The organism is Marinococcus halotolerans DSM 16375 (assembly GCF_000420725.1).
Taxonomy (GTDB): Bacteria; Bacillota; Bacilli; order Bacillales; family Marinococcaceae; genus Marinococcus; species Marinococcus halotolerans.
In genome coordinates, this window is sequence record NZ_ATVM01000001.1 from 136,834 (window position 1) to 154,100 (window position 17,267).

Annotated in this window: 16 protein-coding genes; 4 read left to right on the top strand and 12 right to left on the bottom strand. The window is 50.9% G+C overall.

What is annotated here, in order from left to right:
- Positions 1 to 147 precede the first annotated feature (147 nt).
- Both G548_RS0100720 and G548_RS0100725 read left to right on the top strand, forming a co-directional pair.
- A complete protein-coding gene (locus tag G548_RS0100720) occupies positions 148 to 456 on the top strand; it encodes a phasin family protein (RefSeq protein ID WP_022792229.1) in 309 nt (102 codons plus the stop codon).
- A 32-nt stretch (positions 457 to 488) separates the two neighbouring features.
- Positions 489 to 2,165, top strand: a complete 1,677-nt coding sequence (locus G548_RS0100725) for an ABC1 kinase family protein (RefSeq protein WP_022792230.1) — start codon at positions 489 to 491, stop codon at positions 2,163 to 2,165.
- Positions 2,166 to 2,217: 52 nt separating this feature from the next.
- On the opposite strand, the gene G548_RS0100730 is transcribed toward G548_RS0100725, so the two are convergent.
- Genes G548_RS0100730 through G548_RS0100740 form a run of 3 tightly spaced genes read right to left on the bottom strand, consistent with a single transcriptional unit; the run spans position 2,218 to position 3,758 of the window.
- On the bottom strand, positions 2,218 to 3,060 hold the full coding sequence (locus G548_RS0100730; RefSeq protein ID WP_022792231.1) for a sulfurtransferase: 843 nt from the start codon (positions 3,058 to 3,060) through the stop codon (positions 2,218 to 2,220).
- A 15-nt stretch (positions 3,061 to 3,075) separates the two neighbouring features.
- The gene (locus tag G548_RS0100735; RefSeq protein WP_022792232.1) at positions 3,076 to 3,435 is read right to left on the bottom strand and encodes a DUF1798 family protein; all 360 of its coding nucleotides are present in this window, start codon (positions 3,433 to 3,435) and stop codon (positions 3,076 to 3,078) included.
- Between the two features lie 56 nt (positions 3,436 to 3,491).
- Entirely contained in the window at positions 3,492 to 3,758 is a 267-nt protein-coding gene (locus G548_RS0100740; protein ID WP_022792233.1) for a DUF370 domain-containing protein, read from the bottom strand.
- Positions 3,759 to 3,904: 146 nt separating this feature from the next.
- Here G548_RS0100740 and recU point away from each other — a divergent pair, with 146 nt between their 5' ends.
- Together recU and G548_RS0100750 are read left to right on the top strand one after the other, a co-directional pair.
- Entirely contained in the window at positions 3,905 to 4,507 is a 603-nt protein-coding gene (gene recU, locus G548_RS0100745) for a Holliday junction resolvase RecU (protein WP_022792234.1), read from the top strand.
- An 86-nt stretch (positions 4,508 to 4,593) separates the two neighbouring features.
- Positions 4,594 to 7,134 carry a PBP1A family penicillin-binding protein gene (locus G548_RS0100750; protein WP_022792235.1) on the top strand — a complete coding sequence of 847 codons (2,541 nt, stop codon included), beginning with the start codon at positions 4,594 to 4,596 and terminating at the stop codon, positions 7,132 to 7,134.
- Positions 7,135 to 7,170: 36 nt separating this feature from the next.
- Here the strand turns inward: G548_RS0100750 and G548_RS0100755 are convergent, their stop codons facing one another.
- The 9 genes from G548_RS0100755 to G548_RS0100795 all read right to left on the bottom strand — a co-directional run bounded on the left by G548_RS0100755 (position 7,171) and on the right by G548_RS0100795 (position 17,263).
- Entirely contained in the window at positions 7,171 to 10,713 is a 3,543-nt protein-coding gene (locus G548_RS0100755; RefSeq protein WP_022792236.1) for a dynamin family protein, read from the bottom strand.
- Positions 10,714 to 10,727: 14 nt separating this feature from the next.
- On the bottom strand, positions 10,728 to 11,252 hold the full coding sequence (locus tag G548_RS18650) for a YpoC family protein (protein ID WP_022792237.1): 525 nt from the start codon (positions 11,250 to 11,252) through the stop codon (positions 10,728 to 10,730).
- Positions 11,246 to 11,908, bottom strand: a complete 663-nt coding sequence (nth, locus tag G548_RS0100765) for an endonuclease III (RefSeq protein ID WP_022792238.1) — start codon at positions 11,906 to 11,908, stop codon at positions 11,246 to 11,248. Before nth ends, G548_RS18650 begins: the two co-directional genes overlap by 7 nt.
- 11 nt (positions 11,909 to 11,919) lie before the next feature.
- Positions 11,920 to 12,606: a DnaD domain-containing protein gene (locus G548_RS0100770; protein ID WP_027847114.1), complete on the bottom strand. Its 687-nt coding sequence runs from the start codon at positions 12,604 to 12,606 to the stop codon at positions 11,920 to 11,922.
- Between the two features lie 78 nt (positions 12,607 to 12,684).
- Entirely contained in the window at positions 12,685 to 13,974 is a 1,290-nt protein-coding gene (asnS, locus tag G548_RS0100775; RefSeq protein WP_022792240.1) for an asparagine--tRNA ligase, read from the bottom strand.
- Positions 13,975 to 14,012: 38 nt separating this feature from the next.
- Positions 14,013 to 15,182: a pyridoxal phosphate-dependent aminotransferase gene (locus tag G548_RS0100780; RefSeq protein ID WP_022792241.1), complete on the bottom strand. Its 1,170-nt coding sequence runs from the start codon at positions 15,180 to 15,182 to the stop codon at positions 14,013 to 14,015.
- A 90-nt stretch (positions 15,183 to 15,272) separates the two neighbouring features.
- The gene (locus G548_RS0100785) at positions 15,273 to 15,749 is read right to left on the bottom strand and encodes a PepSY domain-containing protein (RefSeq protein ID WP_022792242.1); all 477 of its coding nucleotides are present in this window, start codon (positions 15,747 to 15,749) and stop codon (positions 15,273 to 15,275) included.
- Positions 15,750 to 15,760: 11 nt separating this feature from the next.
- On the bottom strand, positions 15,761 to 15,934 hold the full coding sequence (locus G548_RS18925; RefSeq protein ID WP_022792243.1) for a YpmA family protein: 174 nt from the start codon (positions 15,932 to 15,934) through the stop codon (positions 15,761 to 15,763).
- 21 nt (positions 15,935 to 15,955) lie between these two features.
- Entirely contained in the window at positions 15,956 to 17,263 is a 1,308-nt protein-coding gene (locus G548_RS0100795) for an amidohydrolase (RefSeq protein ID WP_022792244.1), read from the bottom strand.
- Positions 17,264 to 17,267 lie beyond the last annotated feature (4 nt).

The following is a 17,267-nucleotide window of genomic DNA, read 5'->3' on the forward strand; positions in this document are numbered from 1 at the left end:
ATGAATATGCACACTGAAAAGCCGTCCGTTTTCCTGCTTTGTACAAAGGGTACATAAATGATAATCCCGGCAGTTCTTTATCCGCCCTATTCTTTGGTATAATGTCAGCAGAACACTTTTTCATAAACTATAAAGGGGGATTTTTTCATGAACGACATGCTGAAAAAAGGATTTTTTCTCGGGCTCGGAGCGGCTTCATACGGACGGGAAAAAGTACAAACATACCTTGATGATCTGGTGACCAAGGGAAAAATCACACCGCGGGAAGCAGACGAATGGAAAGAGGAAATGATTCAACGGGGTTCGGCCCAGAGCAACTCCTGGAACAGCCAGGCAAAAAATTCCTTCGAAAACCGGGCGGAAAGCATGGGCATCGCCACCAAGCGTGATATTGACCGTCTCGAACAAAAGCTCGACGCCATTGAAAAGGCGATGCACAGACCAGACGATCAATAACCGCCAATTTTAATTAAAGGAAGGAACGCTTCATGGCTATAACAAAAAGTATCCGGCACGCAAATCGATACCGAAAGATTGCTACTACGCTTGCGAAACACGGCTTCGGATATATTTTGCAGGAAGTGGGACTTTTTCATATTCTTTCTCTTCCTAAGCGGATTATGTCGGATCCCAACGACTGGAACACGCAGTCTATCGGGGTCCGTCTTCGGCTTGTCGTGGAGGAGCTCGGCCCTGCGTTTATCAAACTCGGGCAGCTTGTAAGCACCCGGAGAGACATCTTCCCCCCGTCCATTGTTGATGAACTTGCAAAGCTGCAGGACCACGTGCCTCCGTTTCCGTACGAAACTGCCAAATCGGTAATCGAGCATGACCTTCATGAGCCTCTCGGCAACATCTATTCCTATTTTGACGAAACTCCTATGGCCGCAGCTTCCATTGGCCAGGTACATAAAGCAGTCCTCCATGATGGCCGGGATGTTGTCGTGAAAATCAGCCGCCCGCACATCAAAGAGATTATCGAACAGGACATCGATATTCTGCGGGATCTGGCCCGGCTTCTCACCCAGCGGTTTCAATGGGCTCAGTTTTACCAGCTTCAGGATATTGTAGAGGAATACGTATCTGCAATACGGGATGAATTTGATTACTTTACCGAAGCCCGCAATGTGGAAAAAATGGCCCGGACCCTTCAGCATTTTGATTCTGTCCAGGTGCCTGAAGTGTATGAAGCCTGGTCGTCGCGCCGCGTTTTGACCATCGAATATATTGAGGGGCATAAGCTTTCCGAGCTTAATTACTCCACCGTCGAATTTGATAAAAAGAAGCTTGCGCACCATCTGGTGGATTCCTTTTTACATCAGGTGCTCCGAACCGGTTTTTTCCACAGTGACCCCCACCCGGGGAACCTGCTTTTTAAAGAAGGGAACGTCGTCGCCTACATTGATTTCGGCCAGGTCGGCCGCTTAAGCAAAAGCATGCGCAGGCAGTTCATTAACTATGTTATCGCTATGACAAGACGCAACACCCGGGACGTAGCAGCAGCTATCTATGAAATGGCCGACTTTCCCGAAGATATGGAAACGGAAATTTTTGAAGAAGATGTGGACTACCTTTTATCCAAATATTACGAAACGCCGTTTAAGGAAATTGAAATCGGCGCAGCCATCAACGATGTGTTTTCCACCTCACACCGCTACGGCATCAGCATCCATAAAGAGTTTACGATGCTTGCTAAAGCCATTATTACCGTTGAATCCATTGCCACCGAGCTCGACCCGGACTTAAGCATCGTCGAAATTGCCGAGCCGTACGGCAGGATTCTTGTTAAAGAACGCCTGAACCCACGGGATCGGATCGAGGACGTTTTCCGCGAGGGCAAGGAGCAGTTTGGCTATATCCGCGAGCTGCCAAAAGAGATTCGTTCCGCACTGAAAAAAATCAATGACGATGAACTCGGTGTCGATATACGCATGCCCCGCATCAATATTTTAATGAACAAGCTTGACCGTATTGGCAACCGTCTAAGCTTCAGCGTCATACTTCTCGCCTTCAGCATCGTGATGGTGGGCTTGATCGTCGGATCCACATTCGGGGATAACAATTCGATTCTCGTACAGCTCCCTGTCATCGAAATCAGCTTTATTGTGGCGTTCTTTCTCTTCGTCTGGCTGCTGTATGCAATTTTTCGCTCCGGCCGGTTTTGACCTCCGATATAAAGCAAAGCTGCCGGCAGAAGCCGGCAGCTTTTTTGTACATTTATAACCTGTTTGGCTCTTTTTCGATCGGAAGGTCCGGATAGGAAATCCAGTCGCTCCAGCTCCCGTTATAAAGACGCACCTGCTCGATGCCGGCTTCTCTCATGCCGAGCACATTGACGCAGGCCGTAATACCGGAGCCGCAGTAAGAAATAACTTCATCAAAGCCCTCGAGCTCCTGAAAGTGGTCACGCAGTTCACTCTGCGACTTCCATGTGCCGTCTTCGCGAAGTACATCCTTCCAGAAATAATGATAAGCACCGGGGATGTGACCGGAAACGGCGTCCACTTCTTCGTTTTCCCCGGCGTAGCGCTCGTAGCTTCTCGCATCCACCAGCGCTGCATGTTCATTGCGCAGCTGCTGCTTTACTTCTTCAAGGTGAACCAGCTGATTCGGCTCGCGGTCGATGATCATCTGCTTCATGAGCGGCGTTGGAATCTCCTCTGTTGTCGGAAACCCTTCCTCCACCCAGTGGGAATAAGAACGGTCAAGAACGTATGTATTCGTATGACCCGCATACTGCATCAGCCACCAAAACCTGGCTGCCCCCATACCTCCCTGATCGTCATAAGCTACAACGGTCGTCTGCATGTCTATGCCCCGCTCCGAGAGCACCTGAGCGAAAAAGTCCATATCCGGCAGCGGATGGCGCCCCCCATGGGTGCCTGCCTGGGCGGATAAATGCTTTTCCACATCGATAAAGACAGCTCCTGGAATATGATCCTTAACATAAGCTTCATGCCCCGCTGCTGCATCTTTTAGTTCAAACCGGCAGTCCACCACTCGGACATGCTCATCGCGGCGGTGCTCATCCAGCCATTCAGAAGAAATTAGAAAGCTCAACTTACTCTCCCCTTTCTAGGATTCCTGTGTTAACTGTGTTTGAATGCTGTTTAGAATAAACTCTACGGCCTGCAGCGTTTCCTTGAATTGTTTTTCTTTCGTTGTCCGCTGGTACGCCTGGAGAGAGGCATTCATGATGTTATCATAGGTGTCTTCCATCTGGGATTCGTGCAGGTACGGATAGCTTGTCGTCTGCACCCAGGCAGAAGCTTCCTCTTTCCATACATCTGCTTCCCCTTTTACCTTGTCGACAAACGGTTTCACTTCCTCATAAAAATCCGGGCGGTCGTCCCGTTCCTGTACTTCGTAAAAAATCTGCTCTGCTTCATCCATGCGCCGTTTCATCTGGTCACAGCTTTCGAAAAGCCCGGGCATCGAAAAAACCCCCTCTGATACAAAGAACGCTTCCCTTTAGAGGAAAGCGAATATTTTTAGGATGTGCTTTCTTCCTGATCCTGCTGGTTGCTCACCCGCTGGGCTACTGTTTCCGGCTGAATGGCCGACAGAAGCACGTGATCGCTGTCCGACAGAATAATACTTCTGGTTTTCCGTCCATTAGTCACGTCAATGAGCATCTTTCTTTCACGTGCCTCCTGGATCAAACGTTTTGTCGGGGCAGAATCAGAGCTCACAATTGAAATTACCCGTTCTGCCATCACCATATTGCCAAATCCGATATTAATCGGTGTATCGCTCATGCTATCCCCTTCCTTTCTCGTTCTTTTCTATCCTAACACGAATAACCGAGGCTTTGTCTATCATTCTAAGCACGGCACACGTAATACCCGGCTGAAATTATGGTAAAATAGCAGCAGGCAGTAAATTTTAGCAAAGGAAGATTCTCATGGCTTACCGCTACCCAAACGGAAAAGTATACCGTCCGAAAAAAAATGCTTCCTCCCGCCAGGGCCCGCCTGCGGAAAAAAGCTTTGCCAACCGCGGCATGACGCTTGAAGAAGACATTAATGAGTCCAATGAATACTACATCGCACACGACATCGGCATCATACATAAAAAACCGACGCCCGTCCAGATTGTCGATGTTCATTACCCGAAACGAAGCGCCGCGCGCATCACCGAAGCATATTTTAAGCAGGCCTCCACCACAGACTACAATGGTGTATTTGCCGGACGTTACATTGATTTTGAAGCAAAAGAAACGCGCAACAAGACAGCTTTTCCCCTGCAGAACTTTCATGACCACCAGGCAGATCATATGTACAAGGTCCAAAAGCAGGATGGCATCGCATTTGTGCTTCTTCGTTTTGCCGTACACGGAGAAACGTATTTATATGACGCTTCCCATTTTCTTCACTGGTATTACGGCCAGACAAAGCGGAAATCCATTCCCTATCAGGAAATCCAGGCACACGGCCATCCAATTTCGCTCGGTCTTCATCCAAGACTTGACTACTTAAAGGTCGTGAAAGACGTTTATTTTCATTGAGTACACTGTAACAAAACAAAAAATTGAACGTCTAATGCCTGGGCACACAGAACTAGATGCTATGTACAACGAAAGGACGAACGTCAATGAGCGACAATTACCGGTCCCGCCAGGAAAAACGGACAGCCGACCAGAAAAAACCTAAAAAGAAACAGAAGAAAAACCGCAAGCGACCGCTCTGGCAGACATTCATCATCTGGGCGCTTTCGCTCATGCTTGTCTTCATGACTGCCGGCGTCATCATTGTCGCTTATATGATTAATCAGGCCCCGGAATTAGATGCGGAGGCGATGGTATTATCTGAAGCGGCTACTGTATATGACCAGAACGATGAAGAGATTGCCCAGCTGCAAAACAGCAGTAACCGCGAACTCGCCGATATAGAAGAAATGCCCGACTATGCGAAGGAAGCATTTATCGCTGTGGAGGACGAGCGTTTTTACAGCCACTTCGGCATAGACGTCCAACGGATTTTCGGAGCGTTATGGGCAAACGTGACTGACGGCTTCGGCTCCCAGGGAGCAAGCACGATTACCCAGCAGGTAGTGAAAAATGCGTTTCTTTCACCTGATAAAAACATATCACGTAAAGTTCAGGAGCAGTATTTGGCCATTAAGCTTGAACAGCAGTACAGTAAGGATGAAATTCTCGAAATGTACGTTAACCTGATCTATTTCAATCAGGGTGCCTATGGCATCACCCAGGCCGGACAGACCTATTTTGGAAAAGAGGATCCAGGCGAGCTCACTATCGCAGACGCTGCTCTGCTTGCAGCCATCCCACGCCGGCCTTCGTACTACGATCCGGTTCAAAACCCGGAAAATGCCGAGGATCGCAGAAATCAGATTATTTCCATGATGAATGAACAAGGATACATTACGGACGAAGAAGCCGAAGAGGCTTCCAGCACTCCGGTGGACGAGCAGCTTAACTACCAGCCGCCGGAAAACGGAGTGGCCTATGATTCGTTTATGTCCTACGTGCAAAACGAACTTGAAGACTTTGACGGCGTTGAGGCGTCAGACATATATACAGCCGGGCTGAAGGTATACACGACACTTGACACCGAAGCCCAGGAGCAGGCTGAAGAGCTCATTCAAAGCCAGGAGGCGCTCGACAGTTTTCCCGACAATGAAGAGTTTCAGATCGGGTTTACGCTGCTTGATACCCAGACAGGAGCAGTAAAGGCCATTGTTGGAAACCGCCAGAACCCTGATACGGCAATGAGTTATAACTTCGCTACCGACCCTAATCAGCCGGGATCAACTATTAAGCCCGTCCTGGATTATGGGCCGGCCATTGAAAACATGCAGTGGTCCACATACCATCAGATCGAAGATGAGGAATACCAGTACCCGGACACAGACACCGACGTGCGAAACTATACCCGTGACTACCGGGGCAGCGTCAGCATGCGCGAAGCGCTGACGGACTCCCTGAACGTCCCTGCAGTAAAGACGCTTGAGGAAGTCGGCCTTGATAACGCCAGATCGTTTGCAAACGGGCTGGGCCTTGGCCTTGAGGACGTCTACTACGGTTCAGCCCTCGGCGGCCTTGAGGAGGGGGTTTCCTCTGAGCAGATGGCCGGGGCCTACGCCGCTTTCGGAAACGAAGGGGTTTACAACGATCCCCACTCCATCCGGCGGATTGAGTTTCCGGATGGGCGAACGATTGACTTTGAACCAGAGCAGGAACAGGCAATGGAAGACTACACGGCCTATATGATCACAGACATGCTTAAAGACGTTGTCTCTGATGGTACCGGCACCGGTGCCCAGATTGACGGCCTTCCGCTCGCCGGTAAAACCGGAACCACCAATTTCACCGAGGACGAAATGAGCACGCTCAATATTCCCGACGGAGGCGTTCCGGATGTATGGTTCAACGGCTACACTACGAACTATACGGCTTCTGTCTGGGCCGGCTTCGAAACCCGGTCGGAAAATAATTATCTTGTAGACGGGCAGACTGATGCTGCCAAAGATGTTTTCCGCCAAATCATGCAGCAGGTCAGCAGCGGCATCGACACTCCCGACTTTGAACAGCCGGACTCTGTAGTATCGGTACGGCTCAATGAAGAGACCGGAGAGCGTGCTACGTCAAGCACCCCTGACGCTGAGACCATTACTGAGCTGTTTGTGGAAGGCGAAGTGGACGCCCAGGTCACTGAACCATCCTCTGATAATGGATCGGATGACAGCGGGGAATCAGACAGCGGCGAGCCTGCCGGCGACAGCGGCTCTGAGGAAACAGACGACAATCAGAATGAGTCCGAACCGGCAGAGGAGCCAGCGGAAGAAACTGAGGAAAATGAAGAAAATACAGAAGAAACACCGGAAGAAAGCACAGAACAAAACACAGAAGAAGATGATGGAACCGAAGAAGCTCCGGCAGAGGAAGATTCCGGCGCCTCTGAAGAAGGCCGTGAGGAAGAAACAGACACGAGCGGTGAGGAGCCTGCAGAATCCGAGCCGGACTCCGGCGGCGAAAGCGACACCGGTGAAAATACCGAAGACGAAAGCTCCGGGGATACAGAACCGGAAACAGATACCTCTGGTGAAGAAGAGCCTGCTGACACGGAAGACAGCCCTTCGGCACCCGAACAGGAATCCGAAACTAACGAATGACAAAAACCGCACGCCTTTTGGGCAGTGCGGTTTTTGCTATACCTGAACATGGTCTTCTTTTCTCGTTAACGGAGCAAGCTTCTCCCACTCTGTCTGCAATACGGAATAATAGCTCTGATCATACCAGGTGGACAGTCGATCGAATTCTTTATCGAGCGCCTGTCTGTGTTCGGCATAAATATAATCCGAAGCCGCTTTAACACCGGCCTCTATTTTTTCTTCAAGCTCCTGAGCCACCTCTTTCGTCACCTTCGCGGCAGCGTTCTGGACATTTTCCCCGTACGCCTCCTTCAGGGTTTTTATTTCCTGATGTACAAAGAAGTCCTTTGCCGAGCGGAAATACGTTTCAAACGCTTTTGCATCCACCTCGAGTTCAAGCGTCGTTTCCGGCTTTGGAATAAAGGAGCGGCCGGCGTCAGGGACCTGAAACATCGGAAAGTCCGCCTGTACCTCCCTGTACTGCTCTTCGGTTTCCTGCTTCAGCTGCCGTTTCATTAATTCCTCCAGGCGGATGAATGCCGTTTCTCTCTCCTGCCCTGCCTGCACCAGTATCTCTTCCTTAATTTCTATCAGTCGTCCCGTCAGCTGCCTGCGCTGTTCTTTTCGCGTGGAGCCGTCTATAGTGACTGGATTCACCGCTTTATTAAAGTAATCCTGATAGAATAAGTACAGACGCTTGCGCACGTGAATCAGCCGTTCTTCGGTATCTGACACAAGTTCTTTTCGCAGCCGTTCCATATGAAAACGTTCCGGCACTTCTTCATACTGCCCGAGCTTTTGCTTCAGCCGTTCTGCTTCTGCAGCAACGCTTTTCGCATCATGCTTTTGCACCTGCAGCGCCCGGCCGAGCTGCTCTTTTAAATTAAGCGCCTGTTCGACGACATACTGCTGCTGCACGACAAGAAGCTCCTGCCAGATCTGTCCGGATAAATAGTTTTCAAAGGCTGAAAACATTTCGTCTTCCCCGCCCTGCTGTTTTTCCTGCAGGCCGCGCTGACTTGAAACAGGAAGCAGAAACGGCTCCTCAAACCCATTCTGCCGAAGCTGGCCGCGCACATGGTTAACAACCTGACGGCGCTCGTTATCATCTCTTGCCAGATCTGCGGCATTGATCAGAAAGTACAGCTTATTTTGCTCAAATTCTTCGTTCGCCCGGGAAAGCTGCTGGATGAAACGTTCATCGGCATCCGAAAACGCATGATTAAAGTACGTGACATAAAAAATGGCGTCCGACTGGCGCAGGTGATCAAATGCGACATTGGTGTGGCGTCCGTGGATCGAATTTACACCCGGCGTATCGGTTAACACCAGGCCCCGATCCGTCCAGTAGCTCTCATAATAAAGCGTCACCTGTTTGACAAGACACGCCTTCTGCTCATCCGCCACCCAGGACCCCCAGTCCTCCATCCCAATCGTGCGGGTCTCCCCGAGTGTGGAGTAGTGTTTTTTGACGCTTTCCTGCAGGGTGAACATATACTGGCTGTAAGTTTCCATCCTTGCGTCCCGGGTGCGGTTCGGCTTTCTCCATTTTTGAATGGAGGCAAGCGTGTACACTTCCCCGAGCTCTTTTGATACGGCCTGAATTTCTTCGTCAAGAAAAGCCTCATCCTTCAGCTGCAGAATAACCGTACCGTGTGTATAGTCCTTTTCCGGGGCCCGCACAATATTTACGGCCGCTGTGGTCGGGTGCGGCGACACAGGAAGTGCCGGAGCACCAAGAAGCGCGTTGATAAAGCTCGACTTTCCGGCACTGAAAGCACCAAAGACTGAAACGTGAAGCTCCTGGTTCTGCAGATTTTCACATAAACGCTGCAGATGCTTCTTTTCCTCTTCGATTAACGGAGATTCGGAAGAATCGGCGGCAAAGGCCTCCACCATCTGGATTTCTTCGCTGTACGAAGGAAGTTTCTTTTGCCCGGGAGAAGCACTCTCCTGCTCTTCCACCGTTTCATCCTCCCGGGAAATGGAGATCTCCGGAACATCGGACGGGGCCTCTTCGCTCATCATTTGCCGGATTTCCTGTTCCCATTCCCGCCGGGCGGATACGCTTTCCATCTGGCGCTCCACCTGGGTGATTTCCTGTTCGAGGCGTTCCTTTTCTTCTTGCCAGCCATGCTGAAGTTCGTTTAATTTCGTTTGCTCTGCTTCTGTTAAAGCCGGGCCCGCCGCTGAGGTAAGCACGCGTTCTTTTTCTTCAAGCAGCGGCTCCGCCTGGTCCTTGAACCGGCGGGTAATTAAGCCGGCCAGCTGGTCAGTCACTTGAAACACATACTGCCTGCCGGTTTCACCTTCCGGAATAAAGGCATCGAGGTCCGCGTGTTCAAGCTGTACATTAATATTTTGCGCCTGGTCAACATAATCCGCACTGTGGGAAGAAGTGTCCTGCTTTTCCGGCTGCAGCAGTTCACGCACGTGGAACGTCAAAGATGCTTTAATATTTTCATTTATATCTGCAAGCAGCGCGTCCGCCCGTTCCCTGCGGGCTTCTTCCGTTTTTCGTTTTTTATTAAACAGCGATCCCGCTTTGAACCCCGGCTGCCAGCTTTCAAGCCAGTCCCTGGCTTTATCTACGGTGGTGGCGGGAAACAAATGAGCCTGGTCGAGCGTTCGCTTCCATTCCCTGAACCAGCTGTTCCACCTTTCTTCACTGTCCGGCTGATCGTTTTCATCAATCAGCTGTGCAGGCACCCCCGCATGCTCCGCCCGCTCCTGCCAGTCTTCAAGGGCTGTCTGCTGTTCCTCCCGCAGCCTGTCACGGATTCGTGACAGCACGGTCTGGCGCATCCGTTCCTCACTTCTTTCGAGCAGCTCGCTGCCGTGGTACAAAAGGCTGCGCACATGCGAGGAGAATGTCTTCAGTTCATTGCCCGGGTGCTGCTCATCACGCATGGAAATATAATACGTGGCAAGCACGTGCACCTGGTTTCGTTCAAGCGTGGCGGCAATCTGGTTGCGGTAGGACCGCAGAGTGATTTCTTCTTCCCGGTGCTTGTCCATCTGATTAATGACAAAAATAATCGGCTTGCCTTCTGCTGTCAGCTGCTGTAAAAACCGGATGTTTGTTTCCGACTGGGCATGGTTGTAATCCGTCACGTAAACCACAGCGTCGGTCGACAGCAGCCTCTCCATCGTCACTGCCTGGTGCAGAGGATCCGTCGAGTCCACTCCCGGCGTGTCCACCATCCGGCTGTAAGATCCTAAAAACGGCAGTGGGGCCTGCATACGGATCGAGCGGATGTCCGCCCCGTCTCTGCCCCACTTTTGCACCTGACCCCATGGAATATCGGCTTCCCACGTTTTCGTCTGACCTTCGCTCGTTTCAACCTCGAGCCCAAGCTCTCCGTTTTCAATCGATATAATATTGGCGCTTGTTGGAATCGGACTCGCGGGCAGCAGCTCGTTTTGAAGCAGGCCATTTAATACAGTCGACTTCCCGGCTGAAAAATGTCCACAAAACGCCACTTCAAAATACGGATGCTCAATTTTTTCCTGCACGTCTTCAAGCATCGCGGTTTCTGCCGGATCCAATTGTAGGTCTGTCTGCAGCCATTGTTGTTCCCAACCGCTCGTATATGCCATATTTTACTCCTTTATCATTCGTGATTTCGGGATCGTTTTGCCAGTGCTTCTTTTTTCTTCACCTCTGTATACAGCTCCTTGAGCTGCAAATAGGAATGAAAATAATTCGGGTACTCAAGCAGAAAGCTGAGCCGCTCCTCTACGTTGATCGGCTTATGGGCAAGCTTTCTGCTTTCTGCAATCAATTCTTCCGGCTCCGCAGAAGGCACCGGCCGTTCGTTCATCCAAAACAGCGTGCACAGCCAGTGGGCGAGCCCGAGTCTCATGTACGGAGCTGCCTTTTTTTTGTCTCGTTCGTCCCAGCATTCATCCAAAAAAGGCAGATGCTCTTCCCACCACTGCATAAATGCTTTAATGTGCTGATTAATATTTTCCTGCCACGGAGGCGTGCCGGCAATGCCGTTCTCGTAGGCGATCTCATACCAGAACGGGTAGCTAAGAGCCGCCGTCTTTCGATCTGTTTTTTCATCTACTTCAATCTGCGTTACAGTATAGAAAATCTCGTGCTGAAATGACAATGGAATTTGAATGTTTACCATGCTGCACCTTCTTTCCGCATCCGTTTTTGTCCTTCCCTGCAGTAGTCCAGCACTGGACAGGACGGGCACTGAGGGGCCTGGGACTTGCAGTGGTAGCGGCCGAAAAAGATAAGCTGGTGGTGCATCTGGGACCATTTTTCTTTTGGCAGCCGCTTCATCAGTGTCTGCTCCACCTGGGTGACGTTGTCTTTCCATCGGCATATGCCCAGACGCTTGGATACCCGCTCGACGTGCGTATCCACCGCAATGGCCGGCACCCCGAATGCTACTGACGCTACTACATTCGCCGTTTTTCTGCCGACACCCGCAAGCTCCACCAGTTCTTCCTGCGTTTCTGGCACATGCCCGTCATGGCGTTCGAGCAGAGAGACAGAAAGCTTTTTTAAATTTTTCGCTTTATTCCGGTAAAGCCCAATGGAACGAATAGCCTGCTCAATATCCTCAAGCGGCGCCTCAGCGAAGTCTTGCGGAGAACTGTATTGTTCAAACAACCCAGGGGTTACTTTATTCACCAGAGCGTCGGTTGCCTGGGCAGAAAGCACGACTGCCACCAGCAGCTCAAAGGGATTGCGGTGCTTCAGCTCGCATTCCGCTTCCGGAAACATGCGCTCGATCCGTTCAATCACCACTTGTAAATCTTTATTTGTTAATGCCATCTTTTTCTCCCCTACTCTTCATCCAGCCAGTTAATATTGGGATATTCCGGCAGTTTTTCCGACTGGGCTGCCTGCGTCCGTCGTCCGCCTTTTTGTTTAAACTGCTCGGTCTGTGCCTTAGCATCTTCTTTGGTCTGAATGCCTTTGCGCTTCCATTCGTGCAGCATCCGGTCCATATAGCGAAGGCTGAATTTCTGATTCATGACTGCTTCTTTCAGTGCAATCTGGATCATATCCGGCGAATAATGATCCTGGTCAAGCCAGACGTTAATCGTTTCCCACTCCATTGGGGAAAGCGGGCGGGAAAACTCCTGCTCAATGTTTTGAAACAAATGCTGCTCTTCAATCTGATCCCCTTCTCCCGACGGGACTTCCGCTGTAAGAGCCTGGTGGAAAAAAGGATAGAGGGAGTATGATTCCTGCCGGACTTCATCGCGTTCAAATTCATCGATCTGAAGCAGGTTCCGCTTAATCAACGACCGAAGGCAGCCTGCACATTCATTTTCATCCATGCTCATTTTTTCAGCGAGCTCTTTTGGTGTTGGAAGCGGAACGCTGTTCTGCCCGAAACGGTATATATGCAAAAGCATCATTGCTTCTGTTTCATTCAGCCCAACCTGCTCGTATTTGTCCAGAATAATTACTGGAATGGACAGGTGGCCGTGCATGAGTGCTTCTATTTCTTTGTCTTTGTTCATTTGTTTGCCCTCCTCTTCACCCGGCCGGCTGTCGGCAAAGTGCATAAAGGAAAACCCCCGGGACGGGGGCTTTTTCTCTTATGGATACAGCCTGTTTAACAAACGCGGAAACGGTATTGTCTCCCGGACATGTTCGGTGCCGGCAATCCAGCCGACCGTCCGTTCCAGACCGAGACCGAATCCGGAGTGTGGCACGGTGCCGTATTTTCTTAAGTCCAGATACCAGCCGTAGGCTTCTTCCGATAAGTTGTGTTCTTCGTAACGCTGTTTCATAAGCTGCGGGTCATCGATGCGCTGGCTGCCGCCGATAATTTCCCCGTAGCCTTCCGGAGCAATCAGGTCAGCACAGAGGGCGGTTTCCGGATAGTCCGGATCCGGCTTCATGTAAAAAGCTTTGATTTCGAGCGGGTAATTAGTAATAAATACCGGCTTTTGAAACTGCTCTGCTATATACGTTTCGTGCGGAGCACCAAAATCCTCGCCCCAGCTTACTTCGTAGCCAGCCTCCTGCAGCATTTCCACCGCTTTGTCATACGTGATGCGCGGAAACGGCGCCTGGATGGCTTCGAGCTTCGAGGTGTCGCGCTCAAGCGTAGTAAGCTCCTGGCGGCAGTTGGCAAGCACTGCCTGCACGACATGGGAAACGTACTGCTCCTGGATCTCAAGGCTTTCGTTATGATCGCAGAAAGCCATCTCCGGCTCAATCATCCAAAATTCAATCAAGTGCCGGCGGGTTTTTGATTTTTCGGCCCGAAATGTGGGGCCGAATGAAAACACGCGCTGAAAAGCGAGAGCCGCTGCTTCCATATACAGCTGGCCGGATTGGGACAGGTAGGCATCTTCGTCAAAGTATTTCGTATGAAAAAGCGATGTCGTCCCCTCCGCCGAGCTTCCGGTCAGAATCGGCGGATCCACCTTGATAAACTGATTCTCCCGGAAAAAAGCATAGGTCGCCTGAATAATTTCATCACGTATACGCAGGAGTGCGTGCTGCTTACGCGAACGCATCCACAGATGACGGTGGTCCATTAAAAATTCCGTTCCGTGCTCTTTAGGAGTAATCGGGTAAGGCTCTGCTTCCTGGATAACCTCAAATCCGTTCACCTGGAGCTCCACCCCGGTCGGGGAACGGTCATCCTCCTTCACTGTGCCGTCCACATACAGCGAGCTTTCCTGCGGAAGGTTCTTGGCCTGGGCGAACATCTCTTCGCTGACATCATTTTTCACAATGACCCCCTGCACAAAGCCGGTGCCGTCCCGCAGCTGTAAAAAGGCAATTTTGCCGCTGGAGCGCTTATTGGCCAGCCACGCGCCAAATCTTACTTCCTGACCGATATATTGATTCAAACGTTCAATGGTTACTTTCAAGTTAGTCCCTCCGGTTCGTCCTGTTTATACGCACTGAATTATTTTTCTACGAAACGGCGGATTCTCGCCACCGCTTCTTCAAGCTGCTCCAGGGAAGTTGCATAGGAAAGCCGCACGTTTTGCGGAGAACCGAAGCCGCTGCCTGGAACGACTGCCACGTTTTCCTCCTCGAGCAGTGCCTTCACCCATTCATCGACGTCTTTATACGAAGCGGCTGCCTCCTCGACGTTTGGGAACAGATAAAAAGCACCTTCCGGCTTCACGCAGGTAATTCCCGGAATCGAAACGAGCTTGTCATAAATGGTGTTCAGCCGTTCGCTGAACGCCTGGCGCATCGTTTCAACAGCGCCGTCATCCATCGTATAGGCAACGATAGCTCCGTACTGGGCATTCGTCGTCGGGTTGGATGTTGAATGGCTCGCAAGGCTCGTCATTGCCTTTACAATATCACGGTTGCCGGCTGCGTAGCCGATCCTCCACCCGGTCATCGAATGAGATTTGGAGACGCCGTTGACGACAATGGTCTGCTCCTTTAACTCCGGTGAAAGCTCTGCGATGGACGTATGCTGCTTGTCCCCGTAAATCAGTTTTTCATAAATTTCATCAGAAACAATCAGCAGCCCTTCTGCTTTCGCGGCTTCGCCGAGCGCCTGCAGCTCCTCGCGGCTGTACATGGTACCGGTTGGGTTGCTCGGAGAGTTAATAATGACGGCCTTCGTTTTTTTCGTCACCGCCCCGCGCAGCTGCTCCGGAAGAATTTTAAACTGGTTTTCTTCCTTGCCGTCTACAAATACCGGACGCCCGCCGGCAAGCTTAACCTGTTCCGGATAGCTGACCCAGTAAGGCGTTGGGATAATCACTTCATCCTCCGGATCGAGAATGGTTTGAAACAGCGTGAACAAAATATGCTTGGCTCCAGTGCCGACGATGATTTCATCGCGGGTATACTCCAGCCCCTGGTCCTGCTTAAACTTTTGAATAACTGCATCCTTCAGTTCCGGGAGGCCTCCGGAAGGGGTATATTTCGTTTTCCCTTCCTGCATGGAGCGCACAGCTGCATCAATGACGTACTGCGGAGTATTAAAATCCGGCTCGCCGGCGCCGAGGCCGATAACATCCTGGCCGGCTGCCTTTAGTTCATTGGCTTTGGCGGTAATCGCCAGGGTTGTTGAAGGGGTAATTTCTTTCACTCGTTGGGACAATTCCATACTCTTTCCTCCTCAATAGTTTCCGTACTCAATCTATCCATAGTTAGTGTAAAGAAAAGCGAAAAGGAGTTCAAGCGTGGTTTCCGCCGCTTAACCGCGGTCCAGGCTGAAGCTTTTCACAAATTCTCCCGTTTCCATATCAATGTATACATAATGCTGCTGGTTTTCTGTCCGGTATTTTCCTTCATATACCGGACGGCCGTCTTCGTAGCCGGGAGTCACTGTCCGCACGGCGTCAATTCCCTCTTCTTCCACTATACGCGCCTCAGCCTCCTGAATGCTCAGCGTATCAGCGCCCGGCAGACGCTCAAGAAGATCTCCGTTATGGAAAAACAGCCAGTCCCTGCTGCCGTCGTTGGTTTCGACACGCGCCGTTTTCACCGGCTGTTTGCCGTTGTAAATAAACGTATTCTGTACTTCGGCAACGTTGTTTTCTTCAAGCGCCAGTTCTTCTGCCCGCTCCCTGTCGTCAGCAAGCGGCGCGCGGGCCTGAAAGTAGCCGACCACAAGTCCCAGAACGACCAGAAAAACAATTAAAAAAGCCGCGAGCGTCATCCAGTTTTTCACGACATCTCCCCCTATGTGCGGTAAATGGTAAATACCATCTGCTCTTCGTTTTCTTTATCAAGAGAAAGGCCGAACATTAACTCCTCCTGCTTTAACGTCCGATTCAGTGTATCAACAATTTTATACAGATCTGACGACGCTTCGATCTTTACCGATGCGACGACTTCAAGCTGTTCGTTTCCCATCGTTTCACCTCACCCGGCGCACTATAAGTACGCTTCATTTAATTTGCGGTAATGACGGTTCGCCTCAGCGTTAATTTTTTCCTCATCGAGCGTCAGAAGTTCGCCGTCTTTCATCAGCTGTCTGCCGTTTACAAAGCTGTCCGTCACGTCCCGCCCGGAAGCTGCATACACCAGATGCGACAAAATATTATCGTAGGGCTGAAGCGCAAATGATTCGCTGTTAAGCAGAATAAAGTCCGCCGCAGCCCCTGGTTCGAGCTTGCCGCTGTCGCCAAAGCCCATCGAGGAGGCCCCGTTTTCTGTTGCCATTTTCCAGACCGCTTCTGTTTCAATCGAACTCGGGTCCTGAAAGGCGACCTTCTGCATCAAGGCCCCCAGGCGGAGCTCCTCAAACATATCGAGATTGTTATTTGACACAGCGCTGTCGGTGCCGATCGTAATCCGGAGGCCGCGCTTAAGCATTTCGGGAATACGAGCGATGCCCGAGCCCAGTTTGGCGTTACTCATCGGGTTATAGGAGATAGTCACTTCCGGCACGCTCATGTCGTCGAGGTCTTCATCTGTTGCATGCACGACATGTGTAAGCATGGCCGGGCGTGTATAAAATCCGATTTCTTTTAGCTTTTTGGCCGGAGTCATCCCATAGTCACGCTGATAATCCGCTACCTCTCTGGCCGTTTCCTCAAGATGAATGCCAAGCGGCAGGTTATGTTTATGCCCGGCATCAACGACCTTTTCCAAAAACTCCGGCGTACACGTATACGGCGCGTGCGGGAAAAGCATGCCCGTTATCCGGCCGCTTGTGTCCTGCTCCCATTCATTTAAGTCACGAGCCGCCGCTTCCAGCTTTTCGCTCTGCTCCTCCGGCGTACCAATACTCATCATGCCCTTGGAAATCATCGATTTAATGCCGGAGCTTTTCACAAGCTCATACGTGTTCTGCATGCCCATGTGATACATATCAAGAAACCCCGTCGTTCCGGTGCGGATCATTTCCGCAAGAGCAAGACCTGTACCGGCCTTTGCCGTTTCGTTGGTAAACAGGCGCTCCCGCGGCCATACATGGTTGTTCAGCCATTCCTGAAGAACAACATCGTCCGAGACGCCGCGCATCATCGTCATCGGCGTATGGCCGTGGGTGTTATACAGACCGGGGCTGAGCCACTTGCCCCGTCCGTCCAGAATATTGACCCCGTTCTCTTTGTCCGGATAGTCTCCAGGCTCTACTTTAACAATCTTACCGTCCTTGACTTCAATATAGCTTTTGACTGCCTGGACGCCCCGTGCATTTGGGATTGGGTACACGTGCTCTATTACAAAGTGTTCCATCTCC